At 69.6% G+C, this 19085-nt stretch carries 18 protein-coding genes and 1 pseudogene; 7 read left to right on the top strand and 12 right to left on the bottom strand.

Annotation, left to right across the window (positions count from 1 at the left end; all coding sequences use genetic code 11):
* Positions 1-227: 227 nt before the first annotated feature.
* From JOF29_RS02075 to JOF29_RS02065, 3 genes are all read right to left on the bottom strand, one after another.
* Positions 228-560, bottom strand: a complete 333-nt coding sequence (locus JOF29_RS02075; protein ID WP_209692534.1) for a histone-like nucleoid-structuring protein Lsr2 — start codon at positions 558-560, stop codon at positions 228-230.
* A gap of 228 nt (positions 561-788) precedes the next feature.
* The gene (lysS, locus tag JOF29_RS02070; RefSeq protein ID WP_209692533.1) at positions 789-2309 is read right to left on the bottom strand and encodes a lysine--tRNA ligase; all 1521 of its coding nucleotides are present in this window, start codon (positions 2307-2309) and stop codon (positions 789-791) included.
* A gap of 9 nt (positions 2310-2318) precedes the next feature.
* Positions 2319-3530, bottom strand: coding sequence for an MFS transporter (locus JOF29_RS02065; protein WP_209692532.1), 1212 nt, complete (start codon positions 3528-3530; stop codon positions 2319-2321).
* Between the two features lie 58 nt (positions 3531-3588).
* Between JOF29_RS02065 and JOF29_RS02060 the strand changes: the two genes are divergently transcribed.
* From JOF29_RS02060 to JOF29_RS02045, 4 genes are read left to right on the top strand one after another with little or no spacing between them, the layout of a single operon-like run.
* Positions 3589-4146: an ArsR/SmtB family transcription factor gene (locus tag JOF29_RS02060; protein WP_209692531.1), complete on the top strand. Its 558-nt coding sequence runs from the start codon at positions 3589-3591 to the stop codon at positions 4144-4146.
* A gap of 56 nt (positions 4147-4202) precedes the next feature.
* The gene (locus JOF29_RS02055) at positions 4203-4649 is read left to right on the top strand and encodes an NfeD family protein (RefSeq protein ID WP_209692530.1); all 447 of its coding nucleotides are present in this window, start codon (positions 4203-4205) and stop codon (positions 4647-4649) included.
* Positions 4637-5542: an SPFH domain-containing protein gene (locus JOF29_RS02050; protein ID WP_209692529.1), complete on the top strand. Its 906-nt coding sequence runs from the start codon at positions 4637-4639 to the stop codon at positions 5540-5542. The genes JOF29_RS02055 and JOF29_RS02050 overlap by 13 nt, the downstream gene beginning before the upstream one ends.
* Before the next feature lie 46 nt (positions 5543-5588).
* Positions 5589-6251 (top strand): DedA family protein, encoded by a 663-nt coding sequence (locus JOF29_RS02045; RefSeq protein WP_209692528.1) that lies wholly within the window; start codon positions 5589-5591, stop codon positions 6249-6251.
* Here JOF29_RS02045 and JOF29_RS02040 read toward each other — a convergent pair.
* Positions 6237-7535, bottom strand: a complete 1299-nt coding sequence (locus JOF29_RS02040) for a hypothetical protein (protein ID WP_307863106.1) — start codon at positions 7533-7535, stop codon at positions 6237-6239. The two genes, JOF29_RS02045 and JOF29_RS02040, sit on opposite strands and share 15 nt — an antisense overlap.
* A gap of 125 nt (positions 7536-7660) precedes the next feature.
* On the opposite strand from JOF29_RS02040, the gene JOF29_RS02035 reads away from it, so the two are divergent.
* Entirely contained in the window at positions 7661-8224 is a 564-nt protein-coding gene (locus tag JOF29_RS02035; protein WP_209692526.1) for a carboxymuconolactone decarboxylase family protein, read from the top strand.
* A gap of 16 nt (positions 8225-8240) precedes the next feature.
* Here JOF29_RS02035 and JOF29_RS02030 read toward each other — a convergent pair whose 3' ends face one another.
* From JOF29_RS02030 to JOF29_RS02005, 6 genes are all read right to left on the bottom strand, one after another.
* Positions 8241-8672 carry a DUF6220 domain-containing protein gene (locus tag JOF29_RS02030; protein WP_209692525.1) on the bottom strand — a complete coding sequence of 144 codons (432 nt, stop codon included), beginning with the start codon at positions 8670-8672 and terminating at the stop codon, positions 8241-8243.
* A gap of 60 nt (positions 8673-8732) precedes the next feature.
* On the bottom strand, positions 8733-9497 hold the full coding sequence (locus JOF29_RS02025; protein WP_209692524.1) for a type III pantothenate kinase: 765 nt from the start codon (positions 9495-9497) through the stop codon (positions 8733-8735).
* Positions 9498-10352, bottom strand: a complete 855-nt coding sequence (gene nadC, locus JOF29_RS02020) for a carboxylating nicotinate-nucleotide diphosphorylase (RefSeq protein ID WP_209692523.1) — start codon at positions 10350-10352, stop codon at positions 9498-9500.
* Positions 10353-10357: 5 nt separating this feature from the next.
* Positions 10358-12004 (bottom strand): L-aspartate oxidase, encoded by a 1647-nt coding sequence (locus tag JOF29_RS02015; protein WP_209692522.1) that lies wholly within the window; start codon positions 12002-12004, stop codon positions 10358-10360.
* Between the two features lie 141 nt (positions 12005-12145).
* Entirely contained in the window at positions 12146-12973 is an 828-nt protein-coding gene (gene panC / locus JOF29_RS02010) for a pantoate--beta-alanine ligase (protein ID WP_209692521.1), read from the bottom strand.
* Entirely contained in the window at positions 12970-13797 is an 828-nt protein-coding gene (locus JOF29_RS02005) for a Rossmann-like and DUF2520 domain-containing protein (protein ID WP_209692520.1), read from the bottom strand. The genes panC and JOF29_RS02005 overlap by 4 nt, the downstream gene beginning before the upstream one ends.
* A gap of 82 nt (positions 13798-13879) precedes the next feature.
* Between JOF29_RS02005 and JOF29_RS02000 the strand changes: the two genes are divergently transcribed.
* Complete coding sequence (locus JOF29_RS02000) at positions 13880-14089, top strand: hypothetical protein (protein ID WP_209692519.1); 210 nt, start codon at positions 13880-13882, stop codon at positions 14087-14089.
* Here JOF29_RS02000 and JOF29_RS45110 read toward each other — a convergent pair.
* Entirely contained in the window at positions 14079-16880 is a 2802-nt protein-coding gene (locus JOF29_RS45110; RefSeq protein ID WP_209692518.1) for an AAA family ATPase, read from the bottom strand. The genes JOF29_RS02000 and JOF29_RS45110 overlap by 11 nt on opposite strands.
* On the opposite strand from JOF29_RS45110, the pseudogene JOF29_RS01990 reads away from it, so the two are divergent.
* Positions 16849-17589: pseudogene (locus JOF29_RS01990) on the top strand (SAM-dependent methyltransferase); the annotation flags it as partial. The gene JOF29_RS45110 and the pseudogene JOF29_RS01990 sit on opposite strands and share 32 nt — an antisense overlap.
* A 101-nt stretch (positions 17590-17690) precedes the next feature.
* Here the strand turns inward: JOF29_RS01990 and JOF29_RS01985 are convergent.
* Positions 17691-19082 (bottom strand): PH domain-containing protein, encoded by a 1392-nt coding sequence (locus tag JOF29_RS01985; protein WP_307863536.1) that lies wholly within the window; start codon positions 19080-19082, stop codon positions 17691-17693.
* Between the last annotated feature and the right edge of the window lie 3 nt (positions 19083-19085).

Below are 19085 nucleotides of genomic sequence, written 5' to 3'. Positions count from 1 at the left end.
CCCACCGGCCGTCCGGGTGGCATCACAAGGGAACAACCGACCGGATCTCCAGCGTGTTCCCGCGTGACCGGGTCGGGACAGCTTGTTCGCCACCAGCGAATTCCCCGGACTACCTGCCGGGTCAGCCACCGGATCCGACACGCCCGTGTCCCACTCTGTGAAACAACCGGAATGCGGACGGTCCCGGCACCCACGGTTCGGGTGCCGGGACCGGCGACAGCTGCGAATTACTTGGCTTCGTTGTACGCCGTGCGCACCTCGGCGGAGATCCGGCCGCGCTCGCTGACGTCGTACCCGTTCTCCTTGGCCCACGCGCGGATGTCCGCGGAGTCCGAGGCCGAGCGGCCACCGCGCCCGCGGGACCGCCCCGCCGCACCCCGGCGGCCGGCCACCCGGCGGCCGTTGCCGACGTACGCGGCCAGCGCGTCGCGGAGTTTTGCAGCGTTCTTCTTGGACAGGTCGATCTCGTACGTCGTTCCGTCCAGCCCGAAAGTGACGGTCTCGTCGGCCTTACCGCCGTCGAGATCGTCCTCGAGAACCACCTGCACCCTTTGCGCCATCGATGACAACCTTTCCGCGCCCGCCATCGGGCACAATCCCCCTGCCGAATTGTTAGCCCCTGATTTGTACCGCACAAACCAGGTTCTTGTCATTCATCGACGCCGTGCGGTCGTGGTGACCTTGCGTATTCATCCGGACCGAACCGGCCGGTCCGGAATGAATTCGCACCCTGGATTTGCGAAGGCGGTCCGTTGTGCTATGCAACGACCCGGCTCAGGATTCGGAAATCACTCCGGACGGAGCAACGGGAACAGAATCGTCTCCCGGATACCGGTACCGGTGAGCAACATCACCAACCGGTCCAGCCCCATCCCCATACCACCGGCCGGTGGCATGCCGAATTCCATTGCACGGAGGAAGTCCTCGTCGAGTTCCATCGCCTCCGGATCACCGGCGGCGGCCTGCATCGACTGCGCCACCAGGCGATCGCGCTGGATGACCGGGTCGTTCAGCTCCGAGTACGCGACCCCGAGCTCGACGCCGTTCACGAACAGGTCCCAGGCCTCGACCAGCCCCGGAATTTCCCGGTGCGGCTTCGCCAGCGGCCGCGCCGACTCCGGATAGTCGCGGACAAAAGTGGGCTGGATCAGCGTGTCCTCGCAGAGCTTCTCGAACAGGTCGACGGCGATCTCACCGGCATTCCGGCCGGGCTGCAGCTCGACCTCGTGCTGCTCGGCCAACTTCAGCAGCGTGGCCAGGTCGGTGGTCACGTCGACACTCTCGCCGACCGCTTCGGACAGCAGCCCGAAAAGCGTCGCATGCCGGAACGGCTGCTCGAAGTCGATCGTCTGTCCGTCGCGCGCGGTGACGGACGTCCGGCCGATCGCGCGGCCGGAGTTCCGGATCAGCTCCTGGATCAGCTCGGCCATCGTGTCGTAATCGCCGTACGCCTGATACGCCTCGATCATCGAGAATTCCGCCGAGTGGGTGGAGTCCAGGCCCTCGTTGCGGAACGTACGGCCGATCTCGTAGACCCGGTCGACGCCGCCGATCATCGCCCGCTTCAGGTCCAGCTCGAGCGCGATCCGGAGCTTCATCTCCTGGTCGAACGCGTTCAGGTGGGTCGAGAACGGTCGCGCAGCGGCACCGCCGTTGGTCAGCTGCAGCACCGGCGTCTCGACCTCGACGAAGCCGTGGTCGTCGTACGTCGCCCGCAGCGCCTTCAGTACGGCGGCCTTCGCGCGGACCATGTCCCGGGCCTCCGGGCGGACGATCAGGTCGACGTACCGCATCCGGACCCGGGCCTCTTCGCTGAGCGGCTTGTGCTCGTTCGGCAGCGGGCGGAGCGTCTTCGCGGCCATCTGCCACGCCGTCGCCTGCACGGACAGCTCACCCCGCCGGCTGGTGATGACCTCGCCCTGGACGGACAGCAGGTCGCCGATGTCGACGAGCTGCTTGAACCGGGCCAGCTCCTCCTCACCGAGGTCGGCCAGCGACAGCATCACCTGGAGCTCGGTCCCGTCGCCCTCGCGGAGCCGGACGAAGCAGAGCTTGCCGGTGTTGCGCAGGAAGATCACCCGGCCGGTCACCGAGACCTGCTCGCCGGTCCTGGTGTCGGCCTCCAGCTCCTGCGCGTCGTACTTCGCCCGCAGATCCTTCAGCAGGTGCGTCCGGGGCACCGAGATCGGGTACGGCGGCACTCCTTCCGCCAGCAGGCGGTCACGCTTCTCCCGGCGGACCCGCATCTGCTCGGGCAGGTCGTCCTGCCCGCTGTCGGGGTTCACCGGGTCCACGTGGGTATCAGTCATGCCCAAAGGCTACGGACTGACCGCCTCCAGCTCCGAATCCTTTGTTCGTGCGACGAGCAGGCCGGCGACCGCGGCGGCCACCGCGCAGGCCACTCCGCAGGTCACGAAGGTCCCGCGCGGACCGATCAGTGCGGCAGCCGTGCCGCCGAGCAGCAGGGCGAGGATGCTGAACGTGCGGACCGTCCCGTTGAGGGCGGCGATCACCCGGCCGCGGACGTTCTCGGCGGACCTCGTGACGACCAGGGAGCTGGTCGCGGCGTTCAGCATCCCGCTGCCGACGCCGATCGTGGTCGCGCCGATCATCAGCGTGGCGACGTTGCCGGCCAGACCGATCAGCACACACGATCCGCCGATTGCCGCCATACCGCCGATGACAGCGCGGGACCGTCCCAGGTCGCTGTGAACGCGGGCGGTGTACGAGGCGCCGGCGATGGCGCCCAGGCCGGTCGCCGCACCCGCGGCGCCGTACAGGGCGGGTCCGAGGCCGAGCTCGCCGGTGATCAGGAACACCTCGACGACGTTGACCGCCTCGCCGACCACCACGAACAGCCAGAGCGCCGGCACCAGGATGCGCAGGATGTTGTCGCCGAAGATCGCGCGCAGCCCGACCATCACGCCGCCCTTCTCAGCGTCGCTGCCCGGCTCGGGGCGACGCCGGGTGCGAACGAGCCGCGCGACGAAGACCAGTACAAGAAAGGTGGAAGCGTCGACCAGCAGGGCGCCGCGGCTCCCGGTCCAGCCGACCAGGAGGCCACCCGCGGCCGAGCCGGCCAGGGTCGCGACGCCGATCAGCGCCTGACTGGTCCCGGTGGTACGGCCGACCAGCTCCTCGCCGACGATCCGCGGGATCAACGCACCCCACGCGGGACCGGCGACCGCCTGGCCGATCTGCAGTACGCACACCAGCGCGAGCGTGTGGACCAGGTCGTTCACGAACGCCAGCCCGACGCCCGCGACGACCTGCAGCAACCCCGACCAGACCAGGACGGTCCGCGAGTCGTACCCGTCCACGATCCGTCCCGCGAACGGGATCATCGCCACCGTCGGTACGGCGAACGCGAGCAGCAGCGCCGTCACGGCGGCCGGCCCGTGCCCGTCGGAGACCCGCAGCATCAGCGCGATCATCGCGATCGAGTCGCCGGCGTAGGACAGCGCGCGAGCCGGCAGGACCAGGCGGATGTCCCGGTAGGACCAGATCGAGGTCTGAAGTGTTTGCTTCACAGTTGTGAAGTAAACACTTCAGATTGGACAGCGTCAAGCGGTTCGCTACGCTGACCTCGTGGGTACGAAGAAGCGGCTGGTGATCACCGATCCGCGGGCGATCCGCGCGCTCGCGCATCCGGCCCGGCAGCGGGTCATCGACGAGCTGTTCAACGGCAAGGTGCTGACCGCGACCGAATGCGCGGAGCTGGCCGGGCTGACCCCGTCGGCGATGAGCTACCACCTCCGGGCGCTGGAAAAGTGGGGCATCATCCTGCGCGCCGACGATTCGGCCGACGGCCGCGAACGCCCGTGGAAGGCACCGGCCCGGAGCCTCGTCATCTCCTCGCAGGCGAGCGGCGCCGGCCGGGCTGCCGGCCAGGCGATGATTCGCAGTACGACCGACGCGGTCATCAACCTGTTCGCGGACCTGGACCCGGACGACCCGTGGGACGACGTCAGTTCGCTGAGCAGATCGCGGTTGTGGCTGACCCACGACGAGGCGAAACTTCTCGGCAAGGAGCTGACCGACCTGATCGACCGCTTCGAGAAGAAGCGGACGTCGAAGGGGCCGGCACCCGGTTCGCGGCAGATCAGCACCTTGATCGCCGTCGTCCCCGGCCAGGAGCAGAGCTGAACCGTTAGCTGCCTGGTTACGTATGTCGGAGTACCTTCGAGGTAGAGGTGCTTCACATGCAGTCCTGGGTCCTTTGGGTGATCGTCGCCGCCGTCCTCGGCACGGCCGAGTTGATGGCAGCGACCTTTGACCTGCTCCTGCTCGCCGTCGCGGCGCTCGCCGCGGGCACGGTCGCGGGTGTCGGACTCGGCATCGGCTTCCAGGTACTCGCTTTCGCCGTCACCGCCGCGACGCTGGCCACCCTGGTCCGGCCGGTCGCGCGCCGGCACCTGACCGGGCACCCGGGGCTACGCACCGGAGTCGCCGCCCTGGTCGGGCGGGAGGCCGTGGTCCTGGCCCCCTGCGACCGGGACGCCGGCCGGGTCCGGATCGGCGGCGAGGAGTGGAGCGCCCGCTCCTACGACCCCGACCTGCACATTCCCGCGGGCACCCGGGTCGACGTGTTCGCCATCGAGGGGGCTACCGCCCTCGTCCATCCTCAGGAGGAACCATGGCCGAACTGATCATCGGAATCGTCGTCGCGCTGCTCGCCGTCGTGCTGGTACTGCGCACCGTGCGGATCGTGCCGCAGGCGCGGGCCAGCAACGTCGAGCGCCTCGGCCGCTACCTGCGCACCCTGGAACCCGGCCTGAACGTGGTGATCCCGTTCGTCGACCGGCCCCGGCCGCTGATCGACCTGCGCGAGCAGGTGGTCTCGTTCCAGCCGAATTCGGTGATCACCGAGGACAACCTGGTCGTCCACATCGACACGGTGCTGTACTTCCAGGTCACGGATCCGCGCGCGGCGGCGTACGAGATCTTCAACTACATCCAGGCGATCGAGCAGCTCACCGTCACCACGCTGCGGAACGTGATCGGCAGCCTGGACCTGGAGAAGACCCTGACGTCACGCGAGCACATCAACTCGATCCTTCGCGGAGTGCTGGACGAGGCCTCCGGCAAGTGGGGCATCCGGGTCAACCGGGTCGAGCTCAAGGCGATCGAACCGCCGGCGTCGATCAAGGAGTCGATGGAGAAGCAGATGCGGGCCGAGCGGGAGAAGCGGGCCGCGATCCTGAACGCCGAGGGTCAGCGGCAGGCCCGGATCCTCACGGCGGAGGGCGACCGGCAGGCCGCGATCCTGCGGGCCGAGGGTCAGGCGAAGGCGATCGACACGGTGTTCGAGGCGATCCACCGCAACGACCCGGACCCGAAGCTGCTCGCGTACCAGTACCTGCAGATGCTCCCCGAGCTCGCCAAGGGACCCGGCAACACGTTCTGGGTGATCCCGTCCGAGGTCACGTCCGCGCTGCAGAGCGTCACCAAGGCCTTCAACGGCGAGACATCCAAGATTCCCGAGATTCCCGCGGAGGCCCTGTCGGAGAACGGGCACAACCCTGAAATCACCCCCAGATAGTTGCCCCGGAACCTAATCGGTTGTCCCTCGATGTCACTATGGGTGCATGGGGGAACCTCTGCTGCTCGCTCAGGCCATCGCCATCCCGACCGGCGTCGCCGTCCTGGCGTACCTCGTGGTCGGACTCGTCATCGGTGTGGAGAGCATGGGCGTGCCGCTGCCCGGCGAGACCACGCTGATCGCGGCCGCACTGCTCGCTTCCCAGCACCATCTGAAGATCGAGTTCGTCATCCTGGCGGCCGCGCTCGGCGCGATCGTCGGCGACTCGATCGGGTACTTCATCGGCCGGAAGGCGGGCCGCAGCCTGTTCGAACGGCTCGGCCGCCGGTTCCACCATTTCTCTCCGGACCGGATCGCCCGGGCCGAGAAGTACTTCCACAAGTACGGCGTGTGGACGGTGTTCTTCGGCCGCTTCGTCGCGCTGCTGCGGATCTTCGCGGGCCCGATGGCCGGCATGCTGCGGATGCACTACCCGCGGTTCCTGATCGCGAACGCGGCCGGTGGTATCGCCTGGGCGACCACGATCGGCGTGGTCGCGTACAAGATCGGCGACAACGCCGACAAGATCTTCGGCCGGGTCTCGGTCGGCGCGCTGATCGCGATCGCGGTGGTCGCGGTCGGGCTCTACGTCGTACACAAGGTCCGCAAGCGCCGCCGGGAGCAGGCCGAAGCGGCCGGGACCGCGGCAGTCGAGTCAGCGGACGTGTAGCTGCAACCCGGGCGTGATGATCCCGTCCATCGGCCGGCCGAACATCATCCCGCCCGGCACCACGATCCGGTAGACGAAGTCGCCCGGCTGCGCGGCCTTGAACGCCAGCGCGGCCCGCCCGTTCCGCATCGGTAGCGCCTTCGCGTCCATCCAGCGGCGGGTCTGCCGGTTCCAGGCCTGCAGCATCACGGTCGTGTTCATGGCCGGCTGCACCGCCACCGACACGGTCACCATCGAGCCGTGTGGCTTCGCGGTGTTGCCGCCCGCGAACCCGGCGGACGCGATCCGCACCACGGACTTGGTGTACGCCGGCCTGCTGCTCGACGTACCCGTGAACGATCCGCCCTTGGCCGTCACCGGCACGGTGATCTTGTACGGCCGGCTCCCGGACGTCGGTACGGCGATGTCGTAGTACCCGCCCGCGGTCGTCGCGCCGCGGGCCGCCGGGGTCCAGCGGGCGTCCGGCGTGACCTGCGTCAGCACCACGACCGGCACGCCGGCCGGTGTCGCGCGCCTGGTGATGCACGGCGACTCGAGATCGCACGAGACCTGCTGCAGGATCACCCGTCCCCGGGCGCGGATCGGCACGCCGTACTGCGCCTTCGGCGGGACCACGCCGCTGATCGTGCTGGTCAGTCCGAGGACGTCGCCGCCGGCGCGGGCACTCCACTCGTTCTGGGCGCGGAGCTGGAAAACGTACGGCGGTTTGATGCTCTTGATCAGCTGCTGGTTCGCGGTGGTCGCCGGGCCGATCGCCTTCAGCATCTCGCCCGGGCGGCCGATCATCGGCAGGTACCGCTGGGTCTTCTTGCCCGTCACGTCCAGCGGGTCGTTCGGCGTGAAGTCCTGCGGCGCGACCTGCACCGACCAGCGGATCATCACGCCGCGGCCTTGCTGCGCGACGGTGGCGCCGCTCGGTCGCACCGGCCCGTCCGTGTCGAAGACCGGTGACTTGGACGGCTTGCTGGTCACGCCGCCCTGCGACGTACCGGTGGCCACCACGATCTTGTAGTTCCCGTCGGGTGGGAACTCCGAGGTCGGGATCTCCCACCGGTTCGGGTCGCCGGCCGGGATGTACTTCACGTACGACGGGCTCTCGCTGAGCACGCCCTCGATCGTGATCCGGTTCGGCTGGCCGGTGTCCTTCCAGGTCACCACGACGGCGGGGCGGCCGTTGGGTGCCCACGCCACCGCGACATCGGTCGGCGCCGGGTTCGAGGCACAGGCGGTCAGGCAGGACGCCCCCGCCAGAATCCCCAGCGCTACGGCGAGCACTCGCCGCACTCCGACCACCTCCGCCTCACAACTGACCGGGTGAACCATACCCAGTCGACGGTGTCCGCCCTCTATGGCCGTTGCCGGATCGGTATGCCGGACCTACCGTGAGAGAAGCCACAGAGGGGGAAATCATGATGGCTTTCATCAGCGCGCCCGAGGATCCCGCGTTCTTCGACGCGAACCGGGCAGCGGCTGGGCACGTGCCGAACTTCGTCCGCACCTTCGCTGCGCGACCTGCCGTGTACGAAGCGTGGAAACAGCTGAACGGCGCGATCAAGGAGTCGATGGACCTGCGCCGCTACGAGCTCGCCACGCTGGCCGCGGCGACCGCCCTGAAGTCCAGCTACTGCAGCCTCGCGCACGGGCAGGTGCTGGCGGACAAGTTCTACACCGCGGAGGAGGTCGCCGCGCTGGCCGGCGAACCGTCGAACGACCCGGTCGACCGTGCGGTGATGGCGTTCGCCCGTCAGGTCGCGTTGGGCGCCGACACCGTCACCCAGGCGGACGTCGACAAGCTGAAGGCGGCCGGCCTGACCGACAGCGACGTACTGGACGTCGCCCTCGCCGCGGCCGCCCGCGCGTTCTTCTCGAAGACCCTGGACGCCACCGGCACCCAGCCGGACTCGGTGTTCAACGGCCTCCCCGACGTACTCCGGACGGCACTCACGGTCGGCCGCCCGATCTACTCGGGCTGATTGTTGCCAGTGGCATCTATGCGGTCGTCGTGCTGGACTCGGTCGCGGCCGGCGTGCGGCCGGCGCGGCGGCCGGCCAGCCCGGCGACGGCCAGCAGCGCCAGCGCGTTCGCCCCGTGCAGTACGCCGACGACCGGCGCGCCGAACGCAGCGAACGCGAGCACGATCTGCAGCACCACCAGGCCGAGCACGTACAGCGCCCACTTGATGCCGCCGTCGACCTTCGCGAAGAAGGACACGATCAGCAGCAGCAACGCGATGATCGGGATGATCATCAACCCGAAGGTCCCGTGCAGCGACAGGCCGGCGGGCGTGCTGGAGTTCTTGTCGATCACCGCACCGCCGCTGATGTCCTTGTCCACCGCGAAGAATCCCCAGGCGATGAACATCGCCTGCAACACCACACCGATCGCGACGAGACCGGCCAACACCCGATAAGCAGCTCTCATGGTTCCCCCCAATGCAGCTGCCTACATAGTGATCCCGATCATCTCGAGGGCACAAGAGGACTAGGTGGAATTGCGGGCGAAGGCCTGATACAGACCGCGCAGGGGTAGTAGCGGTTCGTTGCGGGTCCGGGTGTGCAGCTGGCCGTCCAGCAGTGCTGCGAGCGCTCCGGTGAGGACCACCGGAGAGTCGTCCGCAAACGACTGTTCGGTCCGGATCCGGGCGATCAAGCCGTCGACGAGTGCCGCGAAGCCGTGGATCGCGCCCGACTGGAGCGCTTCGACGGTGTTCTTCGCGACCACCGACCGCGGCCGGACCAGCTCCACCCGGCGCAGCTGGGCGGCCGCGCGGCCGAGCGCGTCCGTCGCGGTTTCGATGCCGGGGGCAATCACTCCGCCGACGAACGCGCCGGCGGAGTTCACCACGTCGATCGTGATCGCGGTACCGACGTCGACGACCAGGCAGGGCGCGCCGTACAGCGTCACCGCCGCGAGCGCGTTCGCGATCCGGTCGGTGCCGACCTCGCGCGGGTTGTCGACCAGCACCGGCAGCCCGGTCTTCACCCCGGGCTCGACGACGACGCTCGGCACGTCGTGGTAGTACCGGGCCACGACGTCTCGCAGCTCGTGCAGGACATGGGGTACGGCGGAGCACACCGCGATCCCGCTCACCGGCGCCTCACCCGTGAGCAGGCCCTGCAGCAGCACGGCCCATTCGTCGGCGGTCCGCCGCGCATCGGTCCCGACCCACCAGTGCCGCTTGACCGTGCCCTCGAACACCAGGCCGACCAGCGTCCTGGTGTTCTCGACGGCAACGGCCAGCAGCACTCAGGCCTCCTTGAGGTCCAGCCCGATGTCGAGCACCGGGGCGGAGTGCGTCAGCGCACCGACCGCCAGGAAGTCGACGCCGGTCTCGGCGACCGCGCGGGCCTTGTCGAGGGTGAGTCCGCCGGACGCCTCCAGCCGGGCCCGGCCGGCCACCTTGTCGACGGCCTCGCGGAGCAGCGGGACGTCCATGTTGTCCAGCAGGATCAGCTCCGCGCCGGACTCGACCGCGATCAGCGCGTCGTCGACCGAGTCCACCTCGACCTCGATCGAGATGTCCGGGAACGCCTTGCGTACCAGCCGGAACGCCTCCGCGACGCCGCCGGCCGCGATCACGTGGTTGTCCTTGATCAGCGCGGCGTCGGACAGCCCCATCCGGTGGTTCTTCCCGCCGCCGCAGCGCACGGCGTACTTCTCCAGCGACCGCAGCAGCGGCATCGTCTTGCGGGTGTCGCGAACGACCGCGCCGGTGCCCGCGACCGCGTCCACCCAGCGCCGGGTCAGCGTGGCGACGCCACTCAGGTGGCAGAGCAGGTTCAGCGTGGTGCGCTCGGCGGTCAGCAACTGCCGGGTCTTGCCGCGGGCCATCAGCAGTACGTCGCCCGCGTGCACGGCGGCACCGTCACGTACGGCGTACTCGATCTCGAGCTCGTCCGGCGCCGCGACCTGCCGGAGCACCAGCTCGGCGATCTCCAGGCCCGCGACGACACCGTCGGTCCGGGCCACCAGCTCGGCGATCGACACGTGGTCCGGGTCGACCGTGGCGGTGGTCGTCACGTCGACGCCTCCGGCCAGGTCTTCCTCGATGGTCGCCCGCACGAGGTCACCGACCCACTGCCGGTCGACTGTCTCATCCATGCCGGTCATTCTCCTCGGTCTGCGCGCGGAACAAACGTGGCTTGTGGGACGGCGTGCTGGTCGAGGGTGACGTCCAGGCTGCCGAACCACAGCAGATCATCGCGGTCCGGGTGGTCCTCGCGCCAGTGCGCGCCGCGGCTCTCCTCGCGGGCGGTGGCCGCGGCGATCAGGGCGGACGCGACCGTCACCAGGTTGGTCGCCTCCCAGCCGGGCGTACCGGGCTCGGCGGCCGGCTGCTCGGTCAGCTTGCCGATCGTCGCCGCGGCCTCCGCCAGTCCGGCAGCACTCCGGATCACGCCGGCGCCGACCGTCATCGCCCGCTGCAGCTCGGGTACGGCGTCCGCGTCGACGAGTCCCGGCGTACGGCGGTCCTCGACCGGCTCGCGCTGCGCCGGCAGGCCGTCGGCGAGGTGCGCGGCGATCCGCCGGGCGAACACCAGGCCTTCGAGCAACGAGTTCGACGCGAGCCGGTTCGCGCCGTGCACGCCGGTGCAGGCGACCTCACCGCAGGCGTACAGCCCGGGCACCGAGGTCTGTCCGTTCAGGTCGGTCCGGACACCGCCGGACGAGTAGTGACAGGCCGGGGCGACCGGGATCAGTTCCCGGACCGGGTCGATACCGTGCGACCGGCAGGACGCCAGGATGGTCGGGAACCGGACCCGCCACTTCTCGTCGCCGAAGTGCCGCGCGTCCAGGTACACATGGTCCTTGCCGGTGGCAATCATCTGGCGCATGATCGCCTTCGCGACGATGTCCCGCGGCGCCAGGTCGGCAAGCTCGTGCTGCCCTTGCATAAAACGTTTTCCGGTGTGGTCGACGAGGAACGCTCCCTCGCCGCGGACCGCCTCGGACACCAGCGGCTGCTGGCCCTTCGCGCTCTTCCCGAGCCACAGCACGGTCGGGTGGAACTGCACGAACTCCAGGTCCCGGACCTTCGCGCCGGCCCGCAGCGCGAGCGCCATCCCGTCGCCGGTCGAGACGCTCGGGTTGGTCGTTGCCGCGTACAACTGTCCGAGCCCTCCGGACGCCAGGATCACCGCCCGCGCGCGGATCGCACCGACGCCGTCCAGCTGACCCTCGCCCATCACGTGCAGGGTGACACCCGCGATCGCACCGTCCGCGGCGGTCAGCAGGTCCAGCACCAGGGCGTGCTCGATGATCCGGATGTCCTTGGCGCGCTTGACCGCGGCGACCAGCGCCCGCTCGATCTCCGCGCCGGTCGCGTCGCCGCCGGCGTGCGCGATCCGGTTCCGGTGGTGGCCGCCCTCCCGGCCGAGCGAGATCTCGCCGTCGGCCAGGGTGTCGAAGCGGGCGCCCAGCTCAATCAGGTCCCAGACCGCGTCCGGGCCTTCGGTGACCAGGACCCGGACCGCTTCGGGGTCGCTCAGCCCGGCACCCGCGACGAGCGTGTCCTGCAGGTGTTCCTCGGGCGAGTCCTCCGGATCGAGGGCGGCGGCGACCCCGCCCTGGGCCCACTGCGTGGAGCCGGAGGCGACGACGTCCTTGGTCACCACCAGTACGGAGCCCAGTTCACGGGCTTTCAGGGCAGCGGTCAGCCCGGCGACACCGGAGCCGATCACCACCACGTCGACGGCATCGGTCCAGCCGGCTTCCGGCGCGGACAGCCGTTGCGGGACTGCGGGCCCGGTCACGGGGCCTCCCGTCCTGGACTGAGGAGCGGAGGGAGCGAAGCGACCGGAGCGACGAGGGAAGGACGGGAGCTACAGCCCCGTGACCCGCCGCGCCGGAGGCGTGGCATCAGGACAGTCATTCAGGGACCGTATCAACCGAATTCATCTGAGGGTGATGGAAATGTTGTCAATGAGACGCGTCAGACCCACCCGGGCGGCGATCAGCATCCGGGCCTCGCCGGGGCCGATCACCGGGCCGAGGTCGGGGGCGCGCAGCGCGAGGTAGTCGATCCGCACCGACGGTACCGCCTCGAGCTCCGCCTGGGCCGCGGCCAGCACGGCGTCCGGGCCGTTCATCCCGGCCTTCGACCCGGCGCTCAACGCCCGGTGCAGCACCAGGGCCTCGTCACGCTCGGTCTCGCTCAGGTACCGGTTGCGTGAGGACAACGCGAGCCCGTCAGGCTCCCGGACGGTCGGCACCGGCACGATGTCGACGTCCATGTCGAGGTCGCACACCATCTCGCGGATCAGCGTCAGCTGCTGGTAGTCCTTCTCGCCGAACAGCGCGATGTCCGGCGCGGTCAGGTGCAGCATCTTCGACACCACGGTCAGTACGCCGGAGAAGTGCCCCGGGCGGAACACCCCTTCGAGCTCGTCCGCCAGCGGCCCGGGGTGGACTGTGACCGACGGCTCGTTCGGGTACAGCTCGTCCCGGGACGGGTTGAACACCAGGTCGACGCCGGCGTTCTTCGCGATCGCCAGGTCGCTGGCGAGCGTCCGCGGGTACCGGTCGAAATCCTCGGTCGGCCCGAACTGCAACGGGTTCACGAAGATCGTCAGCACCACGCTGCCGTCCGGCCCGACCCGTTCCCGGGCTTCGGTCAGCAACGCGGCATGGCCGTCGTGCAGGGCGCCCATGGTCATCACGACCGCCCGCGGCCGGATCGCGGCCGCTGCCCGCAGTTCGGCCTTGGTCTGGGTGAGTCTCATCGCGGTGCCTCCCCTGTCCGATTCAGTACTTCGCTGAATCCAGCGACCCGTGCTGCCTCCAGCCAGTCGGCCAACTCCACCGTGGCCCTGGCCAGCGCGGCGTAGGTGTCGCGCGTGCTGCCCCGCAGTACGGCCAGATGTGCTGCCACGGTGTCGACATCGCCCCGGGCGATCGGCCCGGTGAGCGCATGATGACCGGATCGGAGCGTGTTGTCGAGAGTCGCGGTCAGCAACGGCCGGAGCGTCGCCACCGGGTCCGCCACGCCTGCTTCCCGCAGTACGGCGACCGCTTGGCAGATCAGGGTGGTCAGGTGGTTCGCTCCGTGCACGAGGCCCGCGTGGTACCGGGCGCGCTGCTCGTCGGCGATCCACTGGACCTGTCCACCCAGGGCCTTCACCAGCCGCTCCACGACGTCGCGGGCGGCATCGGGCGCGGTCGCGGTGAACATGACCCCGTCCAGGTCCACAGCACCGCCTGGAAACGTCATGGACGGGTGCAGCGCCACAGGCATCGCAGCCAGCCCGGCCAGCGGCGTCAGCCCGTGCGCTCCGGACAGGTGCACGACGTACTGCGCACTGGTCAGCGGCAGCGTCTGCGCGACGTCCTGGATCCGGTCGTCCGGTACGGCGACCAGTACGACGTCAGCGCGGCCCGTGACCTCGTCGGCGGTCAGCACTGGCACAGTAGGTAGGAGGCGGGCGGCGCGTTCCAGCGACGCGTCCGACCGCGCGGTCACTCCGACCAGGGGATGTCCGGCTGCCGCCAAGGCTGCTCCCAGGGCGGTCCCGGCCCGGCCGGCTCCGATCAAGCCGATCCGTTCCATCACTCACTCTCTTCTCGTTCCAGTCCCACGGCGGGGTACCAGACGATCTACTTGTCAGCGTAGGCGATGAGACCATGTGGCGGTGAGTGAAGCCTGGGCTGCACGTACCGAATTGACGGCGATCCTGATCACGGTGCCGGAGCTGGCGGCCTACACCAACCGCTGGCGCGCGGTCTCCCACTCATCCGCACGACCACGGGTCCCGTTGACCGAGCTGGGCCTGTGGCGGGAGAACGTGGAGGGCGTGTGGCGCCGGTTCGGCGCCGTGCAGCTGGGGTGCGCTACTTCCTGACCTGGAAGCCCACTGGCGCGGTGGCTGGGCCTTCGGCGCGCCACTCGGCTGGTACGTCGGCGGGTGTCAGTGCGCGCACCTGGTCGACCGACGGGTCCCGCAGCGTGTTGATCCGGACCGCCTGCTGCGCGACGACCGCGTCGAACAGGTTGCGGACGTCCCGCCCGTTGCCGAAGTCCGCGGCGTTCCGGGCCTGCCGCAGCAGCGGACCGATCCGCTCCACGACGCCCTCGGCCGGGACGTACCCGGCCTTGGCGCTCAGGTACGTGAAGATCTGCTCCAGCTCCGGCTCCGAGTAGTCCGGGAAGTCCACCGTCGTCGGCACCCGGGAGCGGAGGCCGGGGTTGATCCCGAACAGCCGCTCCATCGGCTCGGTGTACCCGGCGAGCACCACGACCAGGTCGTCGCGGTGCTCCTCCATCAGCTTGATCAAGGTCGCGATGCCCTCCCGGCCCATGTCGTTCAGGTCCGCGAACGCGTACGCCTCGTCGATGAACAGCACCCCGCCGAGCGCCTGCTCCACCACCTGCTTGACCTTGGGCCCCGTCGCGCCGTACGAGTCACCGACCAGCTCGGTCGCGGTCGTCTCCACCAGATGACCGATGCCGAGCAGACCCAGATCCCGGTAGATCTGCGCGACCAGCCGCGCCACGGTCGTCTTCCCGGTGCCAGGGTTCCCGGTGAACATCAGGTGCCGCGAGCGCTCCGGCGGCGGCATCCCCGCCTTCGCCCGCAGTACGTCGGCCTTGGCCTCCGCGGCGAGCCGCTGGACAGTGGCCTTCACGTCGGTCAGACCGGTCATCGCGGCCAGCTCGGCCTGCGGGTCCTGGTGCCGCGGCAGGTCCCGCAGGCTCTCCGCGGACAGGTTGCTGACGTCGACCCGCTCGATGGTCCGGACCTCTTCCAGGCTCGGCGACTCGAGCGCTGCCAGCCGGACCGCCTGCAGCGTCGCGATCCGCTCGATCATGGTGCGGATCGTCCGCGCGTTGCCGAACCCGGGCGCCCGCGGCACCTTCTGCAACCCGGTCAGCACGAGCCCGGACACCCCTTCGCCGAGCACGAACCCGGACTGCTCGACGGCGTGCAGGAAGATCTGGTGCAGCTCGGCGTCCGTGTAGTCCGGGAAGTTCACGAACGTCCGGATCCGCGACTTCACCCCGGGATTGCTGTCCAGCAGCTGGTACATCTCGGCGGGGTACCCGGCCATCACCACGACCAGGTTGTCGCGATGCTTCTCCATCAGCTGGATCAGCGTCGCGATCGCCTCCCGGCCGAAGTCCCGCCCGGAGCCGGCGTAGAGCGAGTACGCCTCGTCGATGAACAGCACGCCGCCGAGCGCCTTCTCGACCACCTCGGTCACCTTCGGCGCCGTCTGCCCGATGTACGACGCGACCAGGTCGGCCCGGCCCACCTCGACCAGGTGCCCCGACGAGAGCATGCCCAGGTCCCGGTAGACCTCGGCGAGGATCCGCGCGACCGTGGTCTTGCCGGTGCCCGGGTTGCCGCTGAAGACCAGGTGCCCCATCGGCTTCGGCAGCCGCAGGCCGGCGTCGATCCGGAGCTTGGCGACCTGCGCCTCGGCGACCAGCTCGTGGACCCGGGTCTTCACCGGCCCGAGTCCGATCATCGCGTTCAGGTCGGCGATCGGGTCGCCGTCGACCGGCGGGTCCGCGCGTTGCGGGTCCGGCGCCCCGTCCGGATCCGCGGCAGCGTCGGCCGGGCTCGCCGGCCGGAGCGCGTTGAGGTCCCGCAGTCTCCGGACGAAGCCGGTGGTCATCAGCAGGTCCTTCGGGGCGTCCGGCTGGTTCGGCAACCCGTTGAAGCTGGCGCCGACCTGGTACATCGCGACCAGGTACTCCCGCGCCTGGTACGGCACGCCCGCCTCGACGGCCCGGCCCAGCCGGTCCAGCTGCCGGCGTCGCCACGCGGCCGGCGTCAACGGGTCCACCTTCTTGTCGAGCGCCTTCTGTACGTCGGCCGCTCCGGACGGCCCGAGTCCCGTGAAGGACAGGCCGGCCGGCGTACTGCTGCGCCCGATCTGCCGGAGTACTGCGGCGAGCTCCACCGCGAACGGCTGCTCGGTCTCGGGCGTGGCCGCGGCGATCTTGTCGTAGGCCGCCTGCAGCCGGTTCACGCCGTACACCATCAGGTCGAGCGGGTTGCCGGACAGGTTCGGGAACGCCCGGCGGACCTGGTCGTCGTCGAACCGCTCGCCCCAGCGCTTCACCAGCGTGGACCGGACTTCCGTGGTGTGCAGCGCGAGGAACTCCGGGTCGGCCAGCACCTGGTCGAGCATCGTGGCCATCGCGGTCCGCCGGGTCTCCAGGCCGGGAATGCCGGCCAGCAGGTCGAGCATCTCGCGACACGCCCGGACGTACGGCTCCTGCAGCTCCGGGCCGAGCTTGTTCCGCAGCGGGAACGGGATGATGAACTCGGTCGGGCCGGCCAGCCAGGCGTCGAGGTCGGTGTCCGGCGCCTCCGGCTCGGTCCGCCATTCGGAGGCCACGATCCAGGCCAGGTTGCGGGCGCCGCCGATCACGATGCCGAGCGGCGGGAGCAGGCTCCGGAGTACGAAGTAGAAGTTGCTGGCCAGTCGCGGTGTGCCGTCCTGGTAGCCGGCCCGGCCCTTGTTGGGATCGTCGTTCGGTACGCCGGCGACGATCTCCTCGACCTTCGTCCGGGTGCTGTCCAGCCACTCCGGCGTGACGCCGAACGGCCGGTCCGCGCCGACGACGTCGAACACCGGCTCGCCGGAGAACATGACACCGAGCTCTTCTGGAAGGATCGCCACGTCGTCGATCGTAGGCGCGGTCTGGTCCACAGTCGGACAGGAACGGGCGGACATGAGCAAGACCTTCCGGGAAGCCTGGCAGCAGGCTCTCTACGGCCCCGACGGCTTTTACCGGCGGGAGCGTCCGGCTGCCCATTTCCGTACGTCGGTGCACGCGTCGGCGCTGTTCGGGCAGGCGATCGCGCGGTTGGCCGGGCTGGTCGGGCTCGAGGTGGTGGTGGATGTCGGCGCCGGGTCCGGCGAGCTGGGTGCGGTACTGCGGGCCGAAGGGCTGGATGTTGTCGACATCGAGCTGGACGACGTGCTGCCCGACCGGTTGAGCGGTCTGGTGGTCGCGAACGAGTGGCTCGACAACGTCCCGTGCGAGGTGGTCGAGTGGGACGACAAAGGCGTCCCGCGCTACCTGCTCGCCGATCTGACCCCAGGACCGGTGGTAGAAGGCAACGATCTCCAGTGGTTGGAGAGGTGGTGGCCCGGCGCACCCGGTGACCGGGCTGAGGTTGGAGCAGCTCGTGACCAGGCCTGGGACGACGTGGTCAGTCGGCTGCTGCCGGGGAGTCTCGCGCTCGCGATCGACTACGGGCACGTGACGTCGGGTCGGCCGTCGTACGGGACGTTGACCGGCTTTCGTGGTGGGCGCGAGTGCGACCCGACGCCCGACGGCAGCTGCGACATCACCGCGCATGTAGCGCTCGACTCACTCGCAGCCGCCGTACACGGGCACCTCACCTCGCAGCGCGAGGCTCTGAGCCACCTAGGCGTGTCCGGCCGACGCCCGCCGCTCGAGCTCGCTCAGACAGACCCGCTGCGCTACCTGTCCGAACTCTCGTCAGCCGGCGAGGCGGCCGAGCTGTTGGACCCGTCCGGGCTAGGCGGCTTCGGCTGGGTCTGGACGGCGACCGGAGCGGACACCGTACGACGCGCAGCGCGCGCCCTGTCCGCCTGAGCCTTCACCAGCGCCGCAGCCTCCACCTGGTCCTGGTGCAACGCAACCGCGTCCGTAGGACCGAGCGGCGTGTCCACATGCACGTTGGCCAGCCCAAACCGCCGCTGGATCGGCCCCTGCTCCAACCGCACCGACTGTGTCTTGTGGTGCAGCACGATCGACGTACGGCGGCTCACCCACCCGCGGGTGGTGACCATGACCTGCCCGTCGACGCCGTACGCCAGGTAACGCCAACCGATCGGCCGCAGCCACTTGGCGCGCGCCGGAGCCGGGTGCAGCTCGATACTGCTCAGGTCAAAGCCCGGCAGGACTCGCGCCAGTACGTAAGCCACCTCGGTCCGCTCACCAACCGGCAACAGTTGCGCGCCCTCGTGTTCGTCGTCGCCGTCCTCCTTCTGCCCCGCCACACCAGCGATGTCCAGCTCCACCCGTGACCAGCCCAGCAGCCGCCAGATCAACGGCTCGGTGATCAGCAGTCCCTGGACACGACCAGGCGGGATCGTCTGCCGCTGCACGTCGAACAGCCCGCGCTTGGTCCGCAGACCATGGCTGGACTCCGACAACGTGAACCCGTGGTTCCCCACGACCTGCTTCCAGATCGGCTGCACCACACCGAGCAGCAGCGGCACACCGGCGACCAGACCGACGTGGAAGTTCAGCACCGTCGTCGCGACGATCAACCAGATCAGGCCGCCGGCACTACCGACCACAGTGGACGACAGCAGCGTCGCACCGAGCAAGCGGCCGGTCGGCACGGTCAGCAGCGGCGGGGCCACCGCCTCGGTCTGCTGCTCGGCCGCCTGCTGTTCCGCGGCCTGCTCGCCCTTCGCACGGACCAGCAGCGTCGTACGGAGCTCCTGCGCCTGCTCGTACCTGAAGTAGCTCAGCTTGCCGTCGTTCTTGCCGCCACCGGCAACGTCCATCCGCAGCTCGGCCATCCCGAACAGCCGCGCGACGAACGGCTGCGCCACGTCGATCGCCTGGATCCGGTCGAACCGGATGATCCGCGTCCGCCGGAACAGGAACCCGCTGTCCACCCGGATCGCGTCGCCGGTGAGCTGCCACTTGGTGAACCACCAGGACAGTGCGCCCAGCAGGATCCCGCCGACGAGGACGGCGCCCAGGCCGATACCGGCGAACGTCAGGTTCTGCCGCAGGCCCTCGTTGTTGACCAGGGCGACGGCCGCGACGACGAAGTACCCCCAGCCCTTCACGAAGGGGGTCAGTGGGTGGAGCCGTTGCCCCAAGCTCTCCACAGC

This window comes from Kribbella aluminosa, assembly GCF_017876295.1.
Taxonomy (GTDB): Bacteria; Actinomycetota; Actinomycetes; order Propionibacteriales; family Kribbellaceae; genus Kribbella; species Kribbella aluminosa.
Note: the sequence above shows the minus strand (reverse complement) of the source record. Positions and strands in the feature narration are given on the sequence as shown.